Annotated in this window: 20 protein-coding genes; 7 read left to right on the forward strand and 13 right to left on the reverse strand. The window is 74.3% G+C overall.

The annotated features are described in order from the left end of the window. Positions 1 to 202: 202 nt before the first annotated feature. From F9B16_RS24820 to F9B16_RS24835, 4 genes are all read right to left on the reverse strand, one after another. Complete coding sequence (locus F9B16_RS24820; protein ID WP_151542524.1) at positions 203 to 1,750, reverse strand: protein kinase domain-containing protein; 1,548 nt, start codon at positions 1,748 to 1,750, stop codon at positions 203 to 205. A gap of 75 nt (positions 1,751 to 1,825) precedes the next feature. Then, positions 1,826 to 2,857 carry a PDR/VanB family oxidoreductase gene (locus F9B16_RS24825; protein WP_151542525.1) on the reverse strand — a complete coding sequence of 344 codons (1,032 nt, stop codon included), beginning with the start codon at positions 2,855 to 2,857 and terminating at the stop codon, positions 1,826 to 1,828. Beyond that, on the reverse strand, positions 2,854 to 3,750 hold the full coding sequence (locus F9B16_RS24830) for a metal-dependent hydrolase (RefSeq protein WP_151542526.1): 897 nt from the start codon (positions 3,748 to 3,750) through the stop codon (positions 2,854 to 2,856). The genes F9B16_RS24825 and F9B16_RS24830 overlap by 4 nt, the downstream gene beginning before the upstream one ends. 97 nt (positions 3,751 to 3,847) lie before the next feature. Beyond that, positions 3,848 to 4,990: an MFS transporter gene (locus F9B16_RS24835; RefSeq protein WP_151542527.1), complete on the reverse strand. Its 1,143-nt coding sequence runs from the start codon at positions 4,988 to 4,990 to the stop codon at positions 3,848 to 3,850. 189 nt (positions 4,991 to 5,179) lie between these two features. Between F9B16_RS24835 and F9B16_RS24840 the strand changes: the two genes are divergently transcribed. Then, complete coding sequence (locus tag F9B16_RS24840; RefSeq protein ID WP_151542528.1) at positions 5,180 to 5,914, forward strand: SDR family oxidoreductase; 735 nt, start codon at positions 5,180 to 5,182, stop codon at positions 5,912 to 5,914. Positions 5,915 to 5,984: 70 nt separating this feature from the next. On the opposite strand, the gene F9B16_RS24845 is transcribed toward F9B16_RS24840, so the two are convergent. Beyond that, positions 5,985 to 6,587 (reverse strand): acetamidase/formamidase family protein, encoded by a 603-nt coding sequence (locus tag F9B16_RS24845; protein WP_225991919.1) that lies wholly within the window; start codon positions 6,585 to 6,587, stop codon positions 5,985 to 5,987. Between the two features lie 206 nt (positions 6,588 to 6,793). On the opposite strand from F9B16_RS24845, the gene F9B16_RS24850 reads away from it, so the two are divergent. Beyond that, positions 6,794 to 8,719: a beta-propeller domain-containing protein gene (locus tag F9B16_RS24850; protein WP_151542530.1), complete on the forward strand. Its 1,926-nt coding sequence runs from the start codon at positions 6,794 to 6,796 to the stop codon at positions 8,717 to 8,719. An 18-nt stretch (positions 8,720 to 8,737) separates the two neighbouring features. On the opposite strand, the gene F9B16_RS24855 is transcribed toward F9B16_RS24850, so the two are convergent. From F9B16_RS24855 to F9B16_RS24865, 3 genes are all read right to left on the reverse strand, one after another. Beyond that, positions 8,738 to 9,862, reverse strand: coding sequence for a D-alanine--D-alanine ligase family protein (locus tag F9B16_RS24855; protein WP_151542531.1), 1,125 nt, complete (start codon positions 9,860 to 9,862; stop codon positions 8,738 to 8,740). A 92-nt stretch (positions 9,863 to 9,954) separates the two neighbouring features. Beyond that, entirely contained in the window at positions 9,955 to 10,944 is a 990-nt protein-coding gene (locus tag F9B16_RS24860) for an NAD(P)H-dependent glycerol-3-phosphate dehydrogenase (protein WP_151542552.1), read from the reverse strand. Positions 10,945 to 10,961: 17 nt separating this feature from the next. Beyond that, complete coding sequence (locus F9B16_RS24865) at positions 10,962 to 11,882, reverse strand: lysophospholipid acyltransferase family protein (RefSeq protein ID WP_151542532.1); 921 nt, start codon at positions 11,880 to 11,882, stop codon at positions 10,962 to 10,964. A gap of 85 nt (positions 11,883 to 11,967) precedes the next feature. Between F9B16_RS24865 and cofC the strand changes: the two genes are divergently transcribed. Together cofC and F9B16_RS24875 are read left to right on the forward strand one after the other, a co-directional pair. Then, positions 11,968 to 12,654, forward strand: coding sequence for a 2-phospho-L-lactate guanylyltransferase (gene cofC / locus F9B16_RS24870; protein WP_151542533.1), 687 nt, complete (start codon positions 11,968 to 11,970; stop codon positions 12,652 to 12,654). A 9-nt stretch (positions 12,655 to 12,663) separates the two neighbouring features. Beyond that, positions 12,664 to 12,870: a hypothetical protein gene (locus F9B16_RS24875; protein ID WP_151542534.1), complete on the forward strand. Its 207-nt coding sequence runs from the start codon at positions 12,664 to 12,666 to the stop codon at positions 12,868 to 12,870. A 65-nt stretch (positions 12,871 to 12,935) separates the two neighbouring features. Here the strand turns inward: F9B16_RS24875 and F9B16_RS24880 are convergent, their stop codons facing one another. The 4 genes from F9B16_RS24880 to leuC all read right to left on the reverse strand — a co-directional run bounded on the left by F9B16_RS24880 (position 12,936) and on the right by leuC (position 15,847). Further along, the gene (locus F9B16_RS24880) at positions 12,936 to 13,214 is read right to left on the reverse strand and encodes an HU family DNA-binding protein (protein WP_151542535.1); all 279 of its coding nucleotides are present in this window, start codon (positions 13,212 to 13,214) and stop codon (positions 12,936 to 12,938) included. 158 nt (positions 13,215 to 13,372) lie between these two features. Continuing rightward, positions 13,373 to 13,606, reverse strand: a complete 234-nt coding sequence (locus F9B16_RS24885; RefSeq protein WP_151542536.1) for an SCO5555 family protein — start codon at positions 13,604 to 13,606, stop codon at positions 13,373 to 13,375. Positions 13,607 to 13,851: 245 nt separating this feature from the next. Continuing rightward, positions 13,852 to 14,439 (reverse strand): 3-isopropylmalate dehydratase small subunit, encoded by a 588-nt coding sequence (gene leuD, locus F9B16_RS24890; protein WP_151542537.1) that lies wholly within the window; start codon positions 14,437 to 14,439, stop codon positions 13,852 to 13,854. A gap of 10 nt (positions 14,440 to 14,449) precedes the next feature. Next, positions 14,450 to 15,847, reverse strand: a complete 1,398-nt coding sequence (gene leuC / locus F9B16_RS24895; RefSeq protein ID WP_151542538.1) for a 3-isopropylmalate dehydratase large subunit — start codon at positions 15,845 to 15,847, stop codon at positions 14,450 to 14,452. 99 nt (positions 15,848 to 15,946) lie between these two features. On the opposite strand from leuC, the gene F9B16_RS24900 reads away from it, so the two are divergent. After that, positions 15,947 to 16,660 carry an IclR family transcriptional regulator gene (locus tag F9B16_RS24900; RefSeq protein ID WP_151542539.1) on the forward strand — a complete coding sequence of 238 codons (714 nt, stop codon included), beginning with the start codon at positions 15,947 to 15,949 and terminating at the stop codon, positions 16,658 to 16,660. 8 nt (positions 16,661 to 16,668) lie between these two features. Here F9B16_RS24900 and F9B16_RS24905 read toward each other — a convergent pair whose 3' ends face one another. After that, entirely contained in the window at positions 16,669 to 17,286 is a 618-nt protein-coding gene (locus F9B16_RS24905) for a TetR/AcrR family transcriptional regulator (protein WP_151542540.1), read from the reverse strand. A gap of 112 nt (positions 17,287 to 17,398) precedes the next feature. Between F9B16_RS24905 and F9B16_RS24910 the strand changes: the two genes are divergently transcribed. Together F9B16_RS24910 and F9B16_RS24915 are read left to right on the forward strand one after the other, a co-directional pair. Further along, on the forward strand, positions 17,399 to 19,732 hold the full coding sequence (locus F9B16_RS24910) for a glycoside hydrolase family 3 protein (RefSeq protein WP_151542541.1): 2,334 nt from the start codon (positions 17,399 to 17,401) through the stop codon (positions 19,730 to 19,732). A 194-nt stretch (positions 19,733 to 19,926) separates the two neighbouring features. After that, positions 19,927 to 20,550, forward strand: a complete 624-nt coding sequence (locus tag F9B16_RS24915; RefSeq protein WP_151542542.1) for a MerR family transcriptional regulator — start codon at positions 19,927 to 19,929, stop codon at positions 20,548 to 20,550. Positions 20,551 to 20,582 lie beyond the last annotated feature (32 nt).

The following is a 20,582-nucleotide window of genomic DNA, read 5'->3' on the forward strand; positions in this document are numbered from 1 at the left end:
GGCCAGGGGGCCTCTAGGAGAGGGGATACCGGCCGGGGCAGGCGTGCGACGCCTTGGGCAGTCGAAGTCGTAGCTGCTCCATCGCCATGGCCGGTCCTCCTTCCGAGGTCTCGTGTCACCGTCTTCGACGGGCTGACGTGCTCTACGGTGCCACCGGCGCCGGAGGGCCCGCAACGCATTTATCGCGGGGCCGGTCCCGGGGTCAGCCGCTGGACGTGTCGTCGGGCAGCGACCAGCCGAGCAGGACGAGCAGCCAGAACGCGACCATGAGCCAGCCGAGCGAGATCCCGGTGATCGCGAAGCCGAGGCCGCGCTGCCCGGAGCGCCGCACCCGTGCCCACGCGATGTGCCCGGCGACGATCGCCGGGATGGACGTCAGGCCGCAGGAGATCAGCCCGACGAGCCCGCAGGTCAGCGCGTAGATCGAGGCGTGGTTGTAGGACGGCTTGGCGTACGGGTTCGGGCGCGGGCCGGCGGCGGGCGCCTGCGTCGGCGGGCCGTAGGCGCCGGGCGCGGTGCCCTGCGGGTACGGCGCCGGTCGCGCGGCGACCGCGTCGGCGTACTTCTGCCACGACTCGGCCTCGGCGGTCCGTCCCTGCATGCTCAGCAGCACCGCGAGGTTGCGCATGGCGGACGGGTCGCCCGCCTGCGCGGCCTGCCGGTACTGGCGCTCGACGAGCGCGTCGGCCTCGCCCGCCGCGAGCGCCGGCGAAGGGGCGGGTGCGGGCGGAGGGGTCGGGGCGTGCGCGGGAGGCGGCGTGGCCGCGTGAGGCGGGGGCTGCGTGAGGGCCTGGCCCGGGGGCGGCGCCGCGGAGAGGCCGCCGTGCCGTGCGGGCGGCGGGCCGCTCTCAGTGGCGGCGTGCCTCGGAGCACCGGCCGGTGACATGCCGGTCCGCGACATACCCGTCTTCGACAGCCCGGCGGGCGGGGCGCCGGCCGGTGCCTGCCGCGGGGCGCCACCGGAGATCAGCCGGTCCAGGAGCGCCTGCGCGGACGGGCGCCGCGCCGGGTCCTTCGCCAGCGCGGCCTCGACCGCGCCGAGCAGCGTCCCGTGCAGCCCGCTCAGGTCGGGCTCCCCGCTGACGATCTGGTGGATGATCGCGGGGAGCGAGTCGCCGCCGAAGCAGGGGCCGCCGCGCGCCGCGAACGCCACGGTCGCGCCCCAGGCGAACACGTCGGACGCGGGGGTCGCGCCGCGCCCGTCCAGTTGCTCGGGCGCCATGAACGCGGGCGTGCCGACGATGCCGCCGGTCGCGGTGAGGCGCGTCCCGTCCACCGACCGGGCGATGCCGAAGTCGATGACGCGCGGGCCGAACGTGGACAGCAGCACGTTCGCCGGCTTGAGGTCGCGGTGCACGACGCCCGCGTCGTGGATCGCGGTCAGCGCGGTCGCGATGCCGACCGCGACGGCCTCCAGGTCGGCGCCGCGCAGCGGGCCGTCCTTCGCGACGGAGTCGTCGAGGCTCGGGCCGTTGACGAACTCGGTGACCAGGTACGGCGGGTCGGCGGCCGGGTCGGCGTCGAGCACCGGCGCGGTGCAGAACGGGCGGACGCGCTGCGCCGCCGCGACCTCCGCCTGGAACCGCGCCCGATACTGCCGGTCGGCGGCGTACTCGCGGCGGATCACCTTGATGGCGACCTTGCGGCCGGTCTCGTCCAGCCCGACGTAGACCGTCCCCATCCCGCCCTCGCCGAGCCGGTCCGCCACCCGGTAGGGGCCGATGCGATCCGGCAGGTCGGCTGGCGGCACGGCACGTTCTCCTCAGGACGGGACCAGATCCCCCAAGCCTGGCACATCCGGGCGCCGGGCGTGGTCTCCGCCGGATCACAGGTCGAGGGTGATGCGCCCTCCGGTGGCGCGGGAGACGCAGACCAGCATGGAGTCGTCGCCCTGGTCGGACGGGGCGCGGTCGTCCACGTCGCCGGCGAGGACGGCGGTCCGGCAGGTGCCGCAGAAGCCCTGGCGGCAGGAGTAGGCCACGTCCGGCAGCACGTCCCTGACGACGTCGAGGGCGGACCGGTCGGCGGGCACCGCCAGGGTGCGGCCGCTGCGCCGCAGTTCCACCTCGAACGGCTTCCCGCCGGCGATGGGCGGCGGCGCGAAGCGCTCGTAGTGCAGGGTCGCGTTCAGGCCGACGGACGCGCGGACGGCGTCGATCATCGGCGCGGGGCCGCAGCAGTACACGGCGGTCCCGTCGGGGACGTCGCCGAGCAGGTCCGCGGCGGACGGCACGCCGTGCTCGTCGTCGGTGCGGACGGTCACGCGCCCGGCGGGCAGTTCGTCCAGGAACGGCAGCGACGCCCGGGTCCGGCCGGTGTAGACCAGGCGCCAGTCCGCGCCGAACCGGTCGGCGGCGGTCACCATCGGCAGGATCGGCGTGATGCCGATGCCCCCGGCGAGGAACACGTACCGGTCGTGCGCCAGGAACGGGAACGCGTTGCGCGGCCCCTGCACGGCGACCTCGTCGCCTTCCCGCAGCTCGTGCATCTCGACGGACCCGCCGCCCCCGTCGGGCAGGCGGCGGACGGCGATCCGGTAGGCGCGCCGGTCGGCGGGGTCGCCGCACAGCGAGTACTGGCGGCGGCGCCCGGACGCGAGCAGCACGTCGAGGTGGCCGCCGGGCTGCCAGGCGGGCAGGACGCGCTCGCCTGTGGCGCCGAGCCGCAGGCTGACCACGTCGTCGGCCTCGCGGCGCACCTCCTGGACGGTCAGGCGCAGCGTCCGGTCGACGGGCCGGACGGCGGGCGGGGCGGGGGCGCGCAGCGAGCGGAACCGCTGGATGCCGTTGAACGCGGCGTTCACCGCGACCCAGAACGGGTCGCGCTCGCGGCGTCCCCGCAGGTCGGGCGGGATCATCGCAGCGCCGCCCGGGCCGCCGGGGACGCGGCCAGGTAGGCGAGGGCCTGGCTGGTGGACCCCTCGTTCAGCGGGCTGTAGGAGCGCTTGAGGTAGCGCGCCACCGAGGCGCCGACCATCCGCCCGGAGGGGGTGAGGCCCGCCGGGCCGGTGCGGCGCAGGTGCCGCATCCCGCCCTTGATCCGGCCCCGGACGATCGGGTCGCGGGCCATCAGGAAGCGGTGCCCGCGGTGCCACAGCGCCCCGAGCATGGTGATCGTCTCGCCCATCGCGCGGAGCCGGGCCGCGTACGAGCCGTCGAGGTGCATGAACAGGTCGTGCGCGACGTGCCGGTGCTCGACCTCCTCGGCGCCGTGCCAGCGCAGCAGGTCCAGCATCATCGGGTCCGCGCCCGCCTCGTCCAGCGCCTTCGCGTTGAGGATCCAGTCGCCGAGGACGCCGGTGAAGTGCTCGATCGCGGCGATCAGCGCGATCCGCTCGAACAGCCAGGCGCGCTTGCGGTCGCCGGTCAGGCCGCGGTCGCCGAGCAGGTCCTCGAAGACGAACTCGACCTGCCGGACGAACGGCCGCACGTCCAGGCCCTGCTCGACGAAGTGGTCGAGGACGGCGTCGTGGGAGGCGGCGTGCATGGCCTCCTGGCCGATGAAGCCGAGGACGTCCTCGCGGAGCCGGTCGTCGCGGATGTACGGGACGGCCTCCTTGAAGACCTTGACGAACCACTCCTCGCCGGCCGGCAGCAGCATGTGCAGGACGTTGATGAGGTGGGTGGCCACCGGGTCGCGGGGGATCCAGTGCAGCGGGACGTCCGACCAGTCGAACCGGACGTCGCGCGCCTGCAGGACGATGTTCTCCGGCTCCGGGGGCCGCCGTACGGGCGGCTGCTGGACCGACATGGGCTTCCCTCCGGCGCGCCGACGGGTTATTGACGAGATGTCCAGTAAATTACCGGCGGTTCCGGCGCCCAACAATGGCACGGTCCGGTGAGCATCGTCACCCCGCGGCGTCGCCGGTGAGCGCGAGGACCGGGACGACCAGCAGCAGCGAGCACGCCGCGGCGGCGAAGGCGCCCGCCGCGCCGGCGTGGTAGACCGGCAGCCACACCAGCGGCGCGACCGCTCCGCCGCCGAACCGGAACGCCGACACGGCCGACAGCGCCCCGCCCCGGTTCCGCGGCACCGCCCGCATCGTGAGGCTCTGCAGCGCGACCGTCATCATCGACGCCCCCGCGCCCGCGAGCGTCCACCACAGGGCGAGCGCGCCGACGGACCCGGACGACCCCACCACCGCGACGAACACCCCGGTCACCACCGCCGCGACGCCGCCGCACAGCCGCGCCCCGGCCCGCTCGGCGACGCGTCCCCAGACCGCGCCGAGCACCAGCCCCGCCACTCCGAACCCGAGCAGCGCGACGCCGGTGAGGTCCGCGCTGACGTGCAGCTTCTCCCGCGCGTACAGCGCCACGAGGAACGGCAGCGCGGACGCGCCGAGATACGACAGGAACGAGGCCGCCGACAGCAGGCCCATCCGCCGGCTCAGCAGCGGCCGCCAGGGCGGCGCCGCCGCGGCCGGGCGCGGCTCCCCCGGCGGCGGCGCGAACGCCAGCAGCACCGCGGCCCCCGCGACCACGACGAACCCGAGCCGCCACGACGACGCCGCGGCGAGCCCGCCGACCAGCGGCGCGAACGACTGCCCGGCCGCCTGGCAGCTGGAGTACACCCCGACGGCCCGGCCGAGGTGGTCGCGCGGCACGATGTCGCCGAGCCCGGCGAGCAGCAGCGGCGAGGTGAACGCGTTGGCCGCCCCGAGCGCGGCCCGCGCCCCGAGGAACAGGCCCAGCGCCGGCGCGAGCGCGCACACCAGCGAGCCCGCCGCGTACACGAGGTAGGCGATCCGGACCGTCCGGCGGCGCCCCCAGCGCTCCCCCAGCGTCCCGGACACCAGCTGGACCAGCGCGAACGGCACGAAGTAGGCGGTCAGCGACGCGGCCGCGGCGCCCGCCGAGGCGTGCACGGACCGGCCGATCTCCGGGAGCATCGGCGAGACGACCCCGCCGCCGAGCGGGCCGAGCAGCGCGCCGCCGTAGACGGCCCCGACCTTGATCCGCTGCAGTGCCACCGCTCCCCCGGCGCTCACCCTAGATCATTTCGTCCCGGCATCGGGGCCCGCGTCCCGGAATCCTCGCGATGCGGCGGATGCGGCGGATGAGGCTGATGCGGAGTTCGCGGGGATCCACCACTTGCGCCGCGGACCGTCCTGAACGGTAGTCTGGACACCTGTCCAGAACCAGGGGCCGGACGGCCGCGCGCGGAGGGGACTGTGAGCATGAGGTTCGAGGGAAAGGTCGCGGTGGTCACTGGCGCGGCCCAGGGCATCGGCGAGGCGTACGCGCGAGGGCTCGCGGCGGAGGGCGCGTCCGTCGTGGTCGCGGACGTCGACGAGCGCGGCCAGGCCGTCGCCGACGACATCAAAGGCCTGTTCGTGAAGACGGACGTGTCCGACCCGGCGTCCACCGAGGCCATGGCCGCCGCCGCCGCGGAGCGGTTCGGCGGCATCGACCACCTGGTGAACAACGCGGCCATCTTCGGCACGATGAAGCTGGACTTCCTGTTCACCGTCGACTGGGACTACTACAAGAAGTTCATGTCGGTGAACATGGACGGCGCCCTGCTCTGCGCGCGCGCCTGCTACCCGCACATGCAGGCGCGCGGCGGCGGGTCGATCGTGAACCAGTCGTCCACGGCCGCGTGGCAGTACTCCGGCTTCTACGGGCTCGCCAAGGTCGGGATCAACGGGCTGACGCAGCAGCTCGCACACGAGCTCGGCAGCATGGGCATCCGCGTGAACGCGATCGCGCCGGGCCCGACCGACACCGAGGCGAACCGCAAGGTCGTCCCGGGCAACATGTCGCAGAAGATCGTCGACCAGAAGATGGCGCTCAAGCGGATGGGCACGCCCGAGGACATGGTCGGCGCCTGCCTGTTCCTGCTGTCGGACGAGGCCGCGTGGATCACCGGCCAGATCCTCAACGTCGACGGCGGCGAGGTCTTCCGCGCCTAGCGATGCGGTCCCGGCCAGGCGGCGGGCGCGGGCGGGCGCGGTCCGGAGAGACGGCGGGCCGCGCCCGCGGCTAGGCGATCCGCGGGGACGGGGCGGGCATCAGCATCGGGGCGGTCACGCGGAACCGCTCGATGCCGCGCCGGGTCAGGTTGATCCGCAGGTCGATCCAGCCGGCCAGCCCGGCGGTCCGGCAGTCGAGGGCGCCGCGCGGCGGGAAATGCAGGTCGCCGACCGACAGCTTGGCCCCGTGTACGTGCACCGGCAGCAGGATCCGGGACCCGGCGGTCAGCGGCGCGATCGCGCAGCCGCCGATCTCCCGGCCGCGGGCCTCGCTGCGCACCGCCTCCGCCGCCACGCGCGCGCGGGCCGCCGGATGGACGCCGCCGAGCAGCATCGGCCCCCCGTCGTCCTCGGGCGCCGGCCGCACCGTCCGCGGCGCGCACCCGATGAGGCCGGGATGCCCGGACGCGCAGTACACCCCGTCGGCGCGGCCCACGCCGAGGACGTCCACCACGATCACGTCGCCGGGCTCCGCGCCCACGACCACGAGCGGGCCGCACAGCACCGCGTCCTCGCCCGGCTCGCGGGCGGCGCACTCCATCCGGACGGTCCCCCCGGTGATCACCTCGGCGACGCCGGGGATGGCGGGATGCCAGCGGTCGTGCCCGGGCACCGGCCGTGCCCTCCCCTCCGAGGGGAACGGAGGGGTCGGGGCGGGCGGAACGGGTGAGAGCGACAAGGCGGGCATCCTTCCGGAACGGTGACGGGAACGCTCCCGATCCTGTCCCGGACGCGTTTCGGCCGGATTTCACCGCCGCGAAGGACACGTCAAACCGCCATCACCGGGAACCGGGACGGCCGCGCCCGCGTCCAAGGCCAATGCGTGCCCGCACGATCGCACCGGTCGCGGCGGCGGCGCTGCTGGCCGGATGCGCCGGCTCCCCCGGTTCCCCCGCCCATCGGTCCGCATCCCCCGTGCGGCTCGTCGCCTACGACGGCTGCGGCCCGCTGCTGGACGGCCTGCGCGAGGCGACCGCCGCCCGCGTCGGCCCCTACGGGCTGGGCGACGTCGTCCCGCTGACGCGCGGCGGCGCCCTCCCGAAGGCGGAAGGCGCCGTGCCGGACGGGGCGACGCGGAACGCCCAGCCGGCCACCCCGCAGCATTCCGCCACCAACGCCCACGAACCCGGCGCCGACGAGCCCGACACCGTCAAGACCGACGGCCGCCGGATCGTCGCGCTCGCCCGCGGCCGCCTCCAGGTCATCGACGCGGCGTCCCGCAAGGTCGTGCACACCGTGAACCCGCCCGCCGGGACCGCGTGGACGGGCAACGCGCAGCTCCTGCTCAGCGGCGACCGCGTGCTCGTCCTGTCCGAGCGGCTGCCGATCCGCCCCCTGCTGCGCGGCGCGGAGCCCGGCCCCGTGCCCGACGGCGCGCCCGGCCGCGTGCCCGGTGGCGCGTCCGGTCCGGAGACCGACCTCACGCTGATCGACCTCGCCGGGACCCCGAGGATCGTCGGCACGATGACGTCCGGCACCGGGTACGTCGACGCCCGCCAGACCGGTTCGGTGGCGCGGGTCGTGGTCCGCTCGACGCCCGCCATCGACTTCCCGATGCCGAAGGACCCGGCGGGTTCGCACGACGACGCCGTCCGCCGCAACCAGGAGAGGGTCCGGAAGGCGCCGCTCGACGCGTGGCTGCCCGCCTTCACGGTGAGCGCCGGCGGCGGCACGGCACGGACCTTCCGGACGCCGTGCGAGCAGGTCAGCCGCCCTGCCTCGTACACCGGCACGTCGATGCTGACCGTCCTCACGGTCGACCTCGCGCGCGGGCTCGGCGACCCGTCCCCCATCGCGGTCGCCGCCGACGGCACCACCGTCTACGGCAACGGGTCCAGCCTCTTCGTGACGGGCGCTCCGCCAGGCCCCCTGCCCGGCACGCGTTCGGCGGCGCCGTTCCAGGAGTCCACGGACGTGTACAAGTTCGACGCCAGGGGCGGCGCGCACCCCCGGTACGTCGCGTCGGGCGAGGTGCCGGGCCGGCTCCCCGACCAGTACTCGCTGTCGGAGTACGGCGGCGACCTGCGCCTGGCGACCACCTCCGCGGGCACGAAGCCGGACGGGTCCGGGTCGCAGAGCTCGGTGTTCGTCCTCGCTCAGCACGGCGCGCGCCTCGACCCGGTCGGCCGCGTCGGCGGCCTCGGCAAGGGCGAGCGGCTGTACGCCGTCCGGTTCATCGGGACGATGGCCTACGCCGTCACGTTCCGGCAGATCGACCCGCTGTACGCCGTCGATCTGAAGGACCCGAGCCGTCCCCGCGTCACCGGCACGCTGAAGATCAGCGGCTACTCGGCGTACCTGCATCCCCTGGCGGACGGACGGCTCCTCGGCATCGGCCAGGACGCGACCAGCGCGGGCCGTCCCGAAGGCCTCCAGGTCTCGCTGTTCGACGTCGCCGGCACGCCGCGCCGCGTGGGCGTCCACCGGCTGCCCGGCGCGACGTCCGCGAGCGAGTTCGAGCCGCACGCGTTCCTGTACTGGGCGCCGTCCGGGCTCGCGGTCGTCCCGGTGACGTCCCGGGACCGCGGGCCCGGCGAGGCGCTCGCCCTGAAGATCGACGGGACCGGGATACGCGAGGCCGGGACGATCCGCCACCCCGCCGGCGCACTCGGCGGCGCCGTCACCCGGTCCGTCATGATCGGGAACACGCTGTGGACGTTCTCCGACGACGGCGCCCGCGCGACCGACACCACCGGCGCCAACGCCCTGCGCGGCGGCGCCTGGATCCCCTTCACCGGGACGTGACGGCGCCCCGCGGCGGGATCAGCGGAGCCCGGTGGAGCGCCGCAGCGCCGTCTGGATCAGCCGGTCGACGAGCGACGGGTAGTCCAGCCCGGTCGCGGCCCACATCTGCGGGAACGCCGACGCCGGCGTGAACCCCGGCATCGTGTTGATCTCGTTGAGGATCCAGCGGCCGTCCGGGGTGTGGAAGAAGTCGACCCGGGCGAGGCCCTCGCAGTCCAGCGCCTCGAACGCCTGCCCCGCGATCGCCCGGACCTCCTCGATCGCCTCCGCGGGCAGGTCCGGCGGGATCGCCATCCGGGTGCCGCCGTCGAGGTACTTGGTCTCGAAGTCGTAGAAGTCGTGGTCGCCGGCCATCTGCACCTCGGCGGGCAGGCTCGCCTCCGGCGGGCCGTCGTCCAGGCCCTGCAGCACGCCGCACTCGATCTCGCGGCCCTCGATCGCCGCCTCCACGATCACCTTCGGGTCGTGCTCGCGGGCCGTCTCGACCGCGGCCTCCAGGTCCGCCTCGTCGGCGACCCGGGTGATGCCCATGCTGGACCCGGCGCGGGCCGGCTTGACGAACACCGCCCGCCCGGCGGCGAGCCCCAGCTGCTCCTTGACCTCGTCGAGCTTGCGCTTGCGCTCGCGGCGCCACTCCCGGTCGCCGATCAGCACGTACGGGCCGACGGGCAGCCCGCGCGCCTGCCAGACGAGCTTCATGAACCCCTTGTCCATGCCGACCGCGCTGGCCAGCACCCCGGCGCCGACGTACCGGACGCCCGCGAGGTCGAGCAGCCCCTGGATGGTGCCGTCCTCGCCGTACGGCCCGTGCAGCAGCGGCAGCACGACGTCGACCTCGCCGAGCGTGGCGGGGACCTTCCCTGGCTCGACGACCATCAGCCCGCGGCTGTCCGGGTCGAACGGCAGCGCGAGGGCGCTGCCGCCGCCGGACACCTCGGGCAGCCGGCCGTCCTCGATCGCGAGCCGCTGGTCCTCGGGCGCGAGCACCCAGCGGCCGTCGCGGGCGATGCCGATCGGCAGCACGTCGTAGCGGTCCCGGTCGATCGCGGCCATGACGGCGCCCGCGGTGACGCAGGAGATCGCGTGCTCGGAGCTGCGCCCGCCGAACACCACGGCCACGCGAATCTTGGAAACCTGGGACATGATTCCCGACCCTACCGGTGATCAGTACGGTGCGGCCACGAACGATCCGGGCGCGCCCCGGGCACCGGACGCGACGTCGCGTCGTCCACGGGTCACACTCCGTACCGTTCCGGCTTCGGTGAACGGGAGATCAGCGAGATCGCCGCCTCCGTGATCGGCGTGCCGTGGTACAGCACCGAGACGACCGCCTCGGTGATCGGCATCTCCACGTTGTGCTTGCGGGCCAGCTCCAGCACCGCCTCCGAGGACTTCACGCCCTCGGCGGTCTGCTTGGTGACGGCGACGACCTGCTCCAGCGTCATCCCGCGGCCGAGGTTCTCGCCGAACGTCCGGTTCCGCGCGAGCGGCGACATGCAGGACGCGGTGAGGTCGCCCATCCCGGCGAGCCCGGCGAAGGTGTGCTCGTCGGCGCCGAGCGCGATCCCGAGCCGGGTGATCTCGGCGAGCCCGCGGGTCATCAGCACCGCCTGGGTGTTGGACCCGAACCCGAGCCCGACCGACATCCCGACGCACAGCGCCACGACGTTCTTGATCGCGCCGCCCAGCTCCACGCCGATCACGTCCGTGGAGGTGTAGACGCGGAAGTAGGGGGTCATCGTGGCGGCCTGCAGCCCCACCGCGGCCTGCTCGTCCACGCACGCGGCGACCGCGGCGCTCGGCTCGCCGGTCGCGATCTCGCGCGCCACGTTCGGCCCGCTGAACACCGCGACCCGCTCCTCCGGGACGTCGGCGACCTCCCGGATCACCTCCGACATCCGCCGGGTCGTGCCGAGCTCCACGCCCTTCATCAGGCTGACCAGGACGGCGCCGGACGGCAGCAGCGGCACCCAGCCGGAGAGGTTGCCGCGCAGGCTCTGCGCCGGGACGGCGAGCGCCACGAAGTCGGCGCCGTCCAGGGCCTCGGCGGGGTCGAGGGTCGCCCGGATCGCCGCGGGCAGCGCGACGCCCGGCAGGTAGTCGGCGTTCTCGTGCCGCTCGTTGATCGTCTCGACGAGCTCGGGCCGGCGGCCCCACAGGGTGACCTCGCCGCCCGCGTCGTGCAGCAGCTTGGCGAACGTGGTCCCCCAGGAGCCGGCTCCCATCACCGCGGTGCGGTAGGTCACGAGTCACCCGCCTTGCTCGTCTCGGTGGCGTCCGTCTTCCCGGCGGCGCCCGCGTCTTCGGCGCCGCCCGCGTCCCCGGCGCCGTCCGGCGGCTCGGCCGGGCCGGGCACCCCGCCCGCCTCGGCGGCCTCCACGGCCTCCGCGGGCCCGGCGGGCTTGGCGGCGCGGCGCCGCTCCTCCAGCACCCGGTGGTGGTCGTAGCGCTCCGCCGGCGGGCGCTCGCCGCGCAGCTCGCCGAGCAGCTCGGAGATCACGTCCATGATGTCGTCGGTGGCCGCGCGCAGCGTCTCCTTGGTGAGCGGCAGCCCCTCGTACTTCGACAGGTCGATCGGCGGGCCCGCGATCACCTTCATCGTCTTGCGCGGGAACGGGTGGAACCCCTTCTTCAGGCTCCCGGCGAGCCCGCGCTGCTCGGCCTTCTTGTACGGCAGCAGCTCGTGCGCGCCCCACGTCGCGACCGGGACGACCTTCGCGCCCGTCGTCAGCGCCATCCGCGCCACGCCCGTCTGGCCGGTCATCGGCCACAGCTCGGGGTCGCGGGTGCAGCTGCCCTCCGGGTAGAACATCAGGCACTCGCCGTCCACCAGCGCCTTCTCGGCGTCCTTGAGGGCGAGCGCGGCGTCGGCGCGGTCGCGGTGCACCGGGATCTGGCCGGTGCCGCGCATCGCGGCCCCGACGACCGGCGTGCTGAACAGCGCGGCCTTGGCGAGGTAGACGGGGTAGCGGCCGGCCTCGTAGACGAAGTGCGCGAGGGCGAGGGGGTCGGACTCGGAGATGTGGTTGGCGGCGATGATCACACCGCCCGTGCTGGGCACGTTGCCCCGGCCGCGCCAGTCCCGTCTCAGCAGCCCGAACAGCAGGGGCCGCAGGACGACGATCGTGAGCTTGCGCCAGCCAGGCGAGTACCCGTGGCCCATGATCCGTCCCTCCTCCATCCGTACCCGGCGTGAACGCGGGGTGTCCTCAAGTGTCGCGGTTGTCTGCGCATAGTGTCGAGTTGCCATGTCTACCCCAGCGCCCAGCGCGCCTCATCCCGAGTGGTCGCTCGTCGTGCCGGTCAAGGTGCTGGCCAGGGCCAAGACCCGCATGTCCGCGGCGGCGGGGCCGCACCGCGAGGCGCTCGCCCTGGCGGTCGCCGCCGACACCGTCGCGGCGGCGCTGCGCTGCTCCCGCGTCCGCGATGTGATAGTGGTCACCGACGATCCCGTCCCGGCCGCGGAGCTCGCCGCGCTCGGCGCCCGGATCGTCCCGGACGAGCCCGACGCCGGGCTGAACCCGGCCCTGATCCACGGGGCGGGACGCGGCCGCGACCTCGCACCCGGCGCGGGCGTCGGCGCGCTCTCCGCCGATCTGCCCGCTCTGCGGCCGGACGAACTCGCCGCGGTCCTCGACGCGGCGGCGCGGGCGCCCGAGGCGTTCGTCCCGGACGCGGCGGGCGTCGGCACCACCCTCTACACGGCGCGTCCCGGCGTCCCGTTCTCCCCCGCGTTCGGCGGCGACTCCCGCACCGCGCACCGCGCGCGCGGCGCCCGCGAGCTGCTGCTGCCCGGGACCGACAGCGTCCGCCGCGACGTCGACACCCCCGACGACCTGCGCGCCGCGCTGGCCCTCGGCACCGGCCCCCGCACCGCGGCCGTCGCCGCGCTGCTCCCCGATTTCGCGCCGTCCGCCGGGCACGGCCGGGGATAGGGTTCGCGCATGCAGGGGACGGTGAAGGACTTCGACGCGGCCGCGCGGACGGGGAGCGTGCTGCTGGACGACGGGACGGAGCTGCCGTTCGGTGCGGACGCGTTCGCGGCGGGGGGCCTGCGGCTGCTGCGCTTCGGGCAGCGGGTGAACCTGGCGATGGACGGCGACCGGGTCGCGGTGGTGACGCTGTCGACGTTCCCGCTGCCGGAGAGCTGACGGGGCCGTGAACGCGGCAGCGCCCGGGACCGTTCGTTCACGGTCCCGGGCGCTGCCGCGCGAGGCTACTTCTTGCCGGCCACCAGGTTCTTGAAGTCCGCGCCGGCCTTGAACTTCGGCACGGACGTCGCGGGAACCTCGATGGTCTTGCCCGTTGCGGGGTTGCGGGCCGTACGGGCAGGCCGGTCGGCCTTCTCGAACGAACCGAACCCGGTGATCGCCACCTTGTCGCCCTTGGCGACGGCGGATTGGATCGCCTCCAGGATCGCGTCGACGGCCTCGGCTGCGGCCTTCTTGCTGCCCAGCCGGTCAGAGATGGCGTCGACCAGCTCACGCTTGTTCATGGGTTACTCCTCTAGTTCCCCCCTTGCCCGAACGAAACTAAGGGACCCTCAGCATGGACACAATCACCTGCACGCAAGAGTTGCCGTGTCGCTGGCGTTTTTGTCGGCCTCGCCCCCGTCTCGCCGGGTGACCGGACCGGATCCGGCCACTGCGCACGCTAACGGACGTCGGGCGCCTCGTGGAAATCGGCCAGGAACGCCTCCAGCCTGCGGGCGGCGAGGTCGGAGTCCCTTTTCGCCAGATCGGTGATCGCCAGGAGGTGGCGGATGAGCCGCTGGCGGGTCTGCGGCGGCAGCGGCGCCACGGCCCGGTGCGCGTCGCGCAGCTGCCGGGCGAGCCGGGTCAGCGCCGGGTCGTCCCACTGCGGTCCGGTCCACGGCACGGCGTTCACAAAAGCCCCCCATTGCTCGGGCGTCCTCGTCCCCTGAGAGGAATTCTCCCGCGCGAGGCTACGCGACCCGGCCCCCGGGGTCCGCCAACCCCGGCAGGTCGAGCTCGGCCCGCTCACGGGGAGGCACGCGGAGCGAGTGCAGCGAGCGGAGCGGGCATGCCCGACGACGGACAGGCTGTTTCCCCGCTGAGCGGGGAAACAGCCTGTCCGTCGTGACGGGGGTTCCAGGGGGTCGTCCCCCTGGGTCACACGGTTACCGGGAGCCAGGCGGGGCGGGCGGCCTCGTAGTCGTTGATGGCGTCGCCGTGGCGGAGGGTCAGGCCGATGTCGTCCAGGCCCTCCATGAGCCGCCAGCGGGTGTAGTCGTCGATCTCGAAGGACGCCGTGTCGGCGCCCCAGCGGACCTCGCGCTTCTCCAGGTCGACGGTGATCTCGAGGGCGGGGTCCTTTTCGGCGGCGCTCTGCAGGGCCTCGACCTGCGCGTCGGTCAGCACGACCGGCAGCAGCCCCATCTTGGTCGAGTTGTTGCGGAAGATGTCGCCGAACCGCGGCGCGATCACGACGCGGAACCCGTACTGCTGCAGGGCCCAGACGGCGTGCTCGCGGGACGAGCCGGTGCCGAAGTCGGGGCCGGCGACGAGGATGCCGGCGCCCGCGTACTGCGGCTGGTTCAGCACGAAGTCCGGGTCCTCGCGCCAGGCGGAGAACAGGCCCTTGTCGAATCCGGTGCGGCTGACCTGCTTGAGCCAGACGGCCGGGATGATCTGGTCGGTGTCGACGTTGCTGCGCCGCAGCGGGACGGCGCGCCCGGTGTAGGTGGTGAAGGCTTCCATCGGTCGCTCCTTACAGGTCGGCGGGGGCGGCCAGGCGGCCGGTGACGGCGGTGGCGGCGGCGACGGCGGGCGACACCAGGTGGGTGCGGCCGCCGGGGCCCTGCCGGCCCTCGAAGTTGCGGTTGGACGTGGAGGCGCTGCGCTCGCCCGGGGTGAGCTTGTCGGGGTTCATCGCCAGGCACATCGAGCAGCCGGCCTCGCGCCATTCGGCGCCGGAGGCGGAGATGACCTTGTCGAGGCCCTCCTGCTCGGCCTGCTGCTTGACCTTCATGGAGCCGGGGACGACCAGCATCCGGACGCCGTCGGCGACCTTGCGCCCCTCCAGCACGCCCGCGACGGCGCGCAGGTCCTCGATGCGGCCGTTGGTGCAGGAGCCGACGAAGACGGTGTCGACCTTGATGTCACGCAGCGGGGTCCCGGCGGTGAGGCCCATGTACTCCAGGGCCCGCTCGGCGTTCTGCCGCTTGACGGGGTCGTCGATGGACGCGGGGTCCGGCACGGACTCGGCGAGCGGCAGGCCCTGGCCGGGGTTGGTGCCCCAGGTGACGAACGGGGTCAGCTCGGCCGCGTCGATCACGACCTCCTTGTCGAAGACCGCGTCGTCGTCGGTGCGCAGGGACGTCCAGTACTCGACGGCCTTGTCCCAGTCCTCGCCCTGCGGGGCGTTGGGGCGGCCCTTGAGGTAGGCGAACGTGGTCTCGTCCGGGGCGATCATCCCGGCGCGGGCGCCGGCCTCGATGGACATGTTGCAGACCGTCATGCGGCCTTCCATCGACAGCGACCGGACGGCCTCGCCGCGGTACTCGATGATGTGGCCCTGGCCGCCGCCGGTGCCGATCTTCGCGATGATCGCGAGGATCAGGTCCTTGGCGGTGACGCCCTCGGGCAGCGCGCCGTTCACGGTGACGGCCATCGTCTTCGGCTGGATCTGCGGCAGCGTCTGCGTGGCGAGGACGTGCTCGACCTCGCTGGTGCCGATGCCGAACGCGAGCGCGCCGAACGCGCCGTGCGTGGAGGTGTGCGAGTCGCCGCAGACCACGGTCATGCCGGGCTGGGTCAGGCCGAGCTGCGGGCCGATGACGTGCACGATGCCCTGGCCGTCGTCGCCCATCGGGTGCAGCCGGACGCCGAAGTCGGAGCAGTTCTTGCGGAGCGTCTCGACCTGGGTGCGCGACACCGGGTCGGCGATCGGCTTGAGCAGGTCCGTGGTCGGGACGTTGTGGTCCTCGGTGGCGATCGTCAGGTCGGGGCGGCGCACCTGGCGGCCGGCCATCCGCAGCCCGTCGAACGCCTGGGGGCTGGTGACCTCGTGGACCAGGTGCAGGTCGATGTAGAGGAGGTCGGGCTCACCCTCGGCACGCCGTACGACGTGCGCGTCGTACACCTTCTCGGCCAATGTACGGCCCATCACACCCACCTCACCTGTCATGATCGTGCGGCGCACCGTCGCGCCGCGGGTCCGGTCGCCTGATTTGCATCTCAAATTACGAGACGGCAATATCAAGACATGGACAACTCTAGCGGAGTCGGCGTACTTGACAAAGCGGTTCTCGTGCTGAACGCGCTCGAGGCCGGTCCCGCCTCGCTCGCGCAGCTCGTGCAGACCACCGGCCTCGCCCGCCCCACGGCCCACCGGCTCGCCGTCGCGCTGGAGCACCACCGCCTCGTCCACCGCGACACCCAGGGCCGGTTCATCCTCGGCCCGCGGCTCGCCGAGCTCGCCGTCGCCGCCGGCGAGGACCGCCTGCTCGCCATCGCGCAGCCCGTCCTCGCCCAGCTCCGCGACCACACCGGCGAGAGCGCCTCCCTGTTCCGCCGCCAGGGCGACGTCCGCGTCTGCGTCGCCGCCGCCGAGCGCACCAGCGGCCTGCGCGACACCATCCCCGTCGGCGCCGCCCTGCCGATGAGCGCCGGGTCCGCCGCCCAGATCCTGCTGGCCTGGGAGGAGCCCGACCGGATGCACCGCGGCCTGCGCGGCGCCAAGTTCGAGGCGACCACCCTCGCCTCCGTCCGCCGCCGCGGCTGGGCGCAGTCCGTCGGCGAGCGCGAGCAGGGCGTCGGCTCCGTCTCCGCCCCGATCCGCGGCGCCGGCGGCCGCGTCATCGCCGCCGTCTCCGTCTCCGGCCCCCTCGAACGCCTCACCCGCTCCCCCGGCCGCCTGCACGCCGCCCCCGTCGTCGCCGCCGCCGAGAAGATCAGCGAGGGCATGCGCCGCAGCTGACCGGAGGATCAGGCTCTGGGGCGGAGGGTCGCCAGGAGCTCGTCTATGTGGGCCCGGAAGAGGGCGGGCATGTCGATGGCGTCCGGGTCGAGGAGCCATTGGGTCTGCAGGCCGTCCATGAGGGCGATGATGCGGGCGGCGGTGGCGTCGGCGTCGAGGCCGGGGCGCACCTCGCCCGCCCCGGCGGCGCGGCGGAGGGCGTCGGCGACCCACGCGCGCAGGCGCTCGTAGCGGGCGCGGGCCCAGTCCTGGGCGGGGTGGTCGGCGGTGACGGCCTCGCTCGTCAGGACCACGAAGAGCCGGACGAGCTCCGGCGTGCGGCTGTTGTGCTCGACGACCCGGACCAGGGCCGTCAGCAGGTCGAGGCCGCCGGCCGCCTCGTCGGCGAAGAACCGCTCCATGTCGCGCTGGTCGCGCAGTTCGAGGACGGCGACGAGCAGCTGCTCCTTGGTGCGGAAATGGTGGAGCAGGCCGGGCTGGGAGAGCCCGGCGCGTTCGGCGACGCGGGCCAGCGACGTGCCACGGTAGCCGTGTTCGGCGAACTCCTGGGTCGCGATGTGCAGGATGCGCTCGCGCCGGGCGTCGCCCGAGGCGTAGCCGCGCCGCCGATCCGTGCTGGTCCTCACGGCACCTCACTCTACGCAGAACCGAAGATAACGTACAAGTAACAAACCTACCGAGTACTCGGTATCGGGAAATAGGGTGGGCGGCGTCCGGAGACGTCCTGGAGGAGGTTCGATGTCCGTCGACGAGGCCCGCCTGCGCAAGCGGCTCGCACAGCTGACGCTCGAGGAGAAGGTCCACCTGCTGAGCGGGGCCGACTTCTGGTCGCTGCGGCCGATCCCGGGGATCGGGCTGCGGAAGGTGGTGCTGTCGGACGGCCCGAGCGGCATCCGCGGCACCGCGTGGGACGAGCGGAGCACGAGCCTGCTGTTCCCCAGCCCGACGGCGCTGGCCGCGACGTGGGACCCGGACCTGGCCGAGCGGGTGGGCCGGCTGAACGGCGCCCAGGCCAGGGACAAGGGCGTGCACGTCCAGCTCGCGCCGACGATCAACCTGCACCGGACGCCGCTGGGCGGCCGGCATTTCGAGAACTACTCCGAGGACCCGCTGCTCACCGCCCGGATCGGCGTCGGGTTCGTGACGGGCGTGCAGTCGGCCGGGGTCGCGGCGACGGTGAAGCACTTCGTCGGCAACGACTCCGAGACCGCCCGGATGTCGTACGACGCCCGGATCGACGACGCGACCCTGGACGCGGTGTACATGCGCCCGTTCGAGGACGCGGTGAAGGCGGGCGCCTGGGCGGTGATGGCCGCCTACAACCGGGTGAACGGCACGACGATGACGGAGAACCACGCGCTGCTGACCGGTGTGCTGAAGGAGCGCTGGGGGTTCGACGGCGTGCTGATGTCGGACTGGACGGCGATCCGGTCGACCGCGGCGAGCGCCAACGCGGGCATGGACCTGGAGATGCCGGGGATGCCCGGCAACGCGTGGCGGGACAAGCTGGTCGCGGCCGTCCGGGACGGCGAGGTCGCCGAGGACCTGGTCGACGACAAGGTGCTGCGGATCCTGCGGCTGGCCGCGCGGGTCGGCGCGCTGGAGGGGTTCCCCGAGCCGGCGCCGGTGACGACGCCCGCCGACGCGCCCGCCCAGTTGCGCGCGTTCGCGGCGCGGGCGTGCGTGCTGCTGCGCAACGAGGGCGGTGCGCTCCCGCTGAACGTGCCGCGCAGGCTGGCGCTGATCGGCCCGAACGCGGTGCGGTTCAGCGCGCAGGGCGGAGGCAGCGCGCACGTGAACCCCGAGCACGTCGTGTCGCCGGTGGACGGTCTGCGGCGCGCGCTCGGCGCGGACACCGAGCTGACCGTGCACGCGGGCGTGTACCCGCACGAGCGGCTGGCGGCGCTGCCGCTGGACATGACCACGGACCCGGAGACGGGCAAGCCGGGGGTGCGGCTGGAGTTCATCGACGCGGACGGCGCCATCCTCGACTCCGAGCACCGCGAGGCGGCCCGGTTCATGTTCTTCGAGGGCGTGCCGGAGGGGACGGCGCAGATCGTCGTGCGCGCGCGGGTGACGCCGGCGGCGGACGGCGTGCACACGTTCGCGGTCGCGGGCGTCGGCGAGTACGACGTGCGGGTCGCGGACACCACGGCGACGGTGAACCTGGCCCTGGACGGCGGCGACCCGGTCGAGGCGATGATGCGCCCGCCGGAGCACCGCGTCGAGGTGGAGCTCGCCGCCGGGCGGGCGGTCCCGGTGGAGCTGCGGCGCGCCTACCGGCCGGGGTCGTTCCTGACCGCGTTCGGCATCGGGTACCACGAGCCGCACCTCCCCGAGGACGAGGAGCTGGCGGCGGCGGTCGAGGCCGCTCGCGCCGCCGACGCCGCGGTCGTGATCGTCGGCACCAACGACGACGTGGAGAGCGAGGGCTTCGACCGGACGACGCTCGCGCTGCCCGGCCGCCAGGACGAGCTGGTCTCGGCCGTCGCCGCCGCGAACCCGCGCACGGTCGTGGTGGTGAACGCGGGCGCGCCCGTGCTGATGCCGTGGCGGGACGAGGTCGCGGCGGTGCTGTGGGCGTGGCTGCCCGGCCAGGAGGGCGGCGACGCGATCGCCGACGTCCTCACCGGCGCGGCCGAGCCGGGCGGGCGGCTGCCGACGACGTTCCCGGTGTCGGAGGACGGGATCCTGTCGCCGGTCCCCGGCGAGGACGGGTCGCTGCCGTACGCGGAGGGCGCCGCGATCGGCTACCTGCACTACGCGCCCGAGCAGGTCGCGTACCCGTTCGGGCACGGCCTGGGGTACACGGGCTGGGAGTACGAGTCGCTGGCGGTGTCGGGCGGGACGGCTGAGGTGACCGTCCGCAACACCGGCGAGCGGCCGGGCCGCGAGGTCGTGCAGTGCTACGCCTCGTCGGACGCGCTGCCGCTCCGGCTGGCCGGGTTCGCGGTCGCGGAGGCCGCGGCGGGCGAGCGGGTGACCGTCCGGGTCCCGCTGGACGAGCGGCTGCCCGGCGGGTGCGCGGTGCGCGCCGGGCGGTCGATCGCCGATCTGCGGCTGACCGCCTGACGCCCGGGACCGGGCCGCGCCGGGCCGTTCGGGGGCGCCCGGCACGGCCCGGCGCGTCCCCGTGCGGCGCGCGACCGTCCGGCGGGGTCCGGGCAGGTCAGACAAAGCACCGCATCTCGGGCCACCTTTGACGAGTGCCGGTATCGGCCCGCACGCGCTGGATAGCGTTTGTCCTCCGGACAAGGAGGTGCGCGGTGCAGATCTCCGAGCTCAGCGATCGCAGCGGCCTGACGGTCCAGACGATCAAGTTCTACATCCGGGAGGGCCTCCTCCCGAAGGGCTCGGCGGTGAGCGCGACCCGCGCGGAGTACGACCACCGGCACCTGGAGCGGCTGCGGCTGATCAGCGCGCTGCGCGAGGTCGGCGACCTGCCGGTCGCGGCGATCCAGCGGATCGTCGAGGCGATCGAGGACGAGCGGGTCAGCCTGCACGAGCTGTTCGGCACCGCCCAGTACGCCATCGGCCCGCACGTCGCCGCGCCGTACGACCCGCACTGGCGCGCCGCGCGGCAGGACGTCGACGCGCTCGTCCGCGAGCTCGGCTGGACGGTCGGCGACCGCTCCCCCGCCCGCGACCTGCTGGCGCACACCTTCGTCGCGCTGCGCCGGCTCGGCTTCCCGATCACCCTCACCGACCTGCGCCCCTACGTGAAGGCCGCCACGGAGGTCGCCGCCCACGAGATCGGCCGGGTGGCCGACGGCGCGCCGCGCGCGCGGACCGTGCACACCCTGCTCGTGTCCACCGTCCTGTACGAGCAGGTCCTGACGGCCCTGCACCGGCTGGCCCAGGAGGACGCCTCGGCCCGCCGCTTCGGCTGACGCCCGGGCCGCGAGCCATGCGGGCGGCGCAT

Source organism: Actinomadura montaniterrae, assembly GCF_008923365.1.
Classification (GTDB): Bacteria; Actinomycetota; Actinomycetes; order Streptosporangiales; family Streptosporangiaceae; genus Spirillospora; species Spirillospora montaniterrae.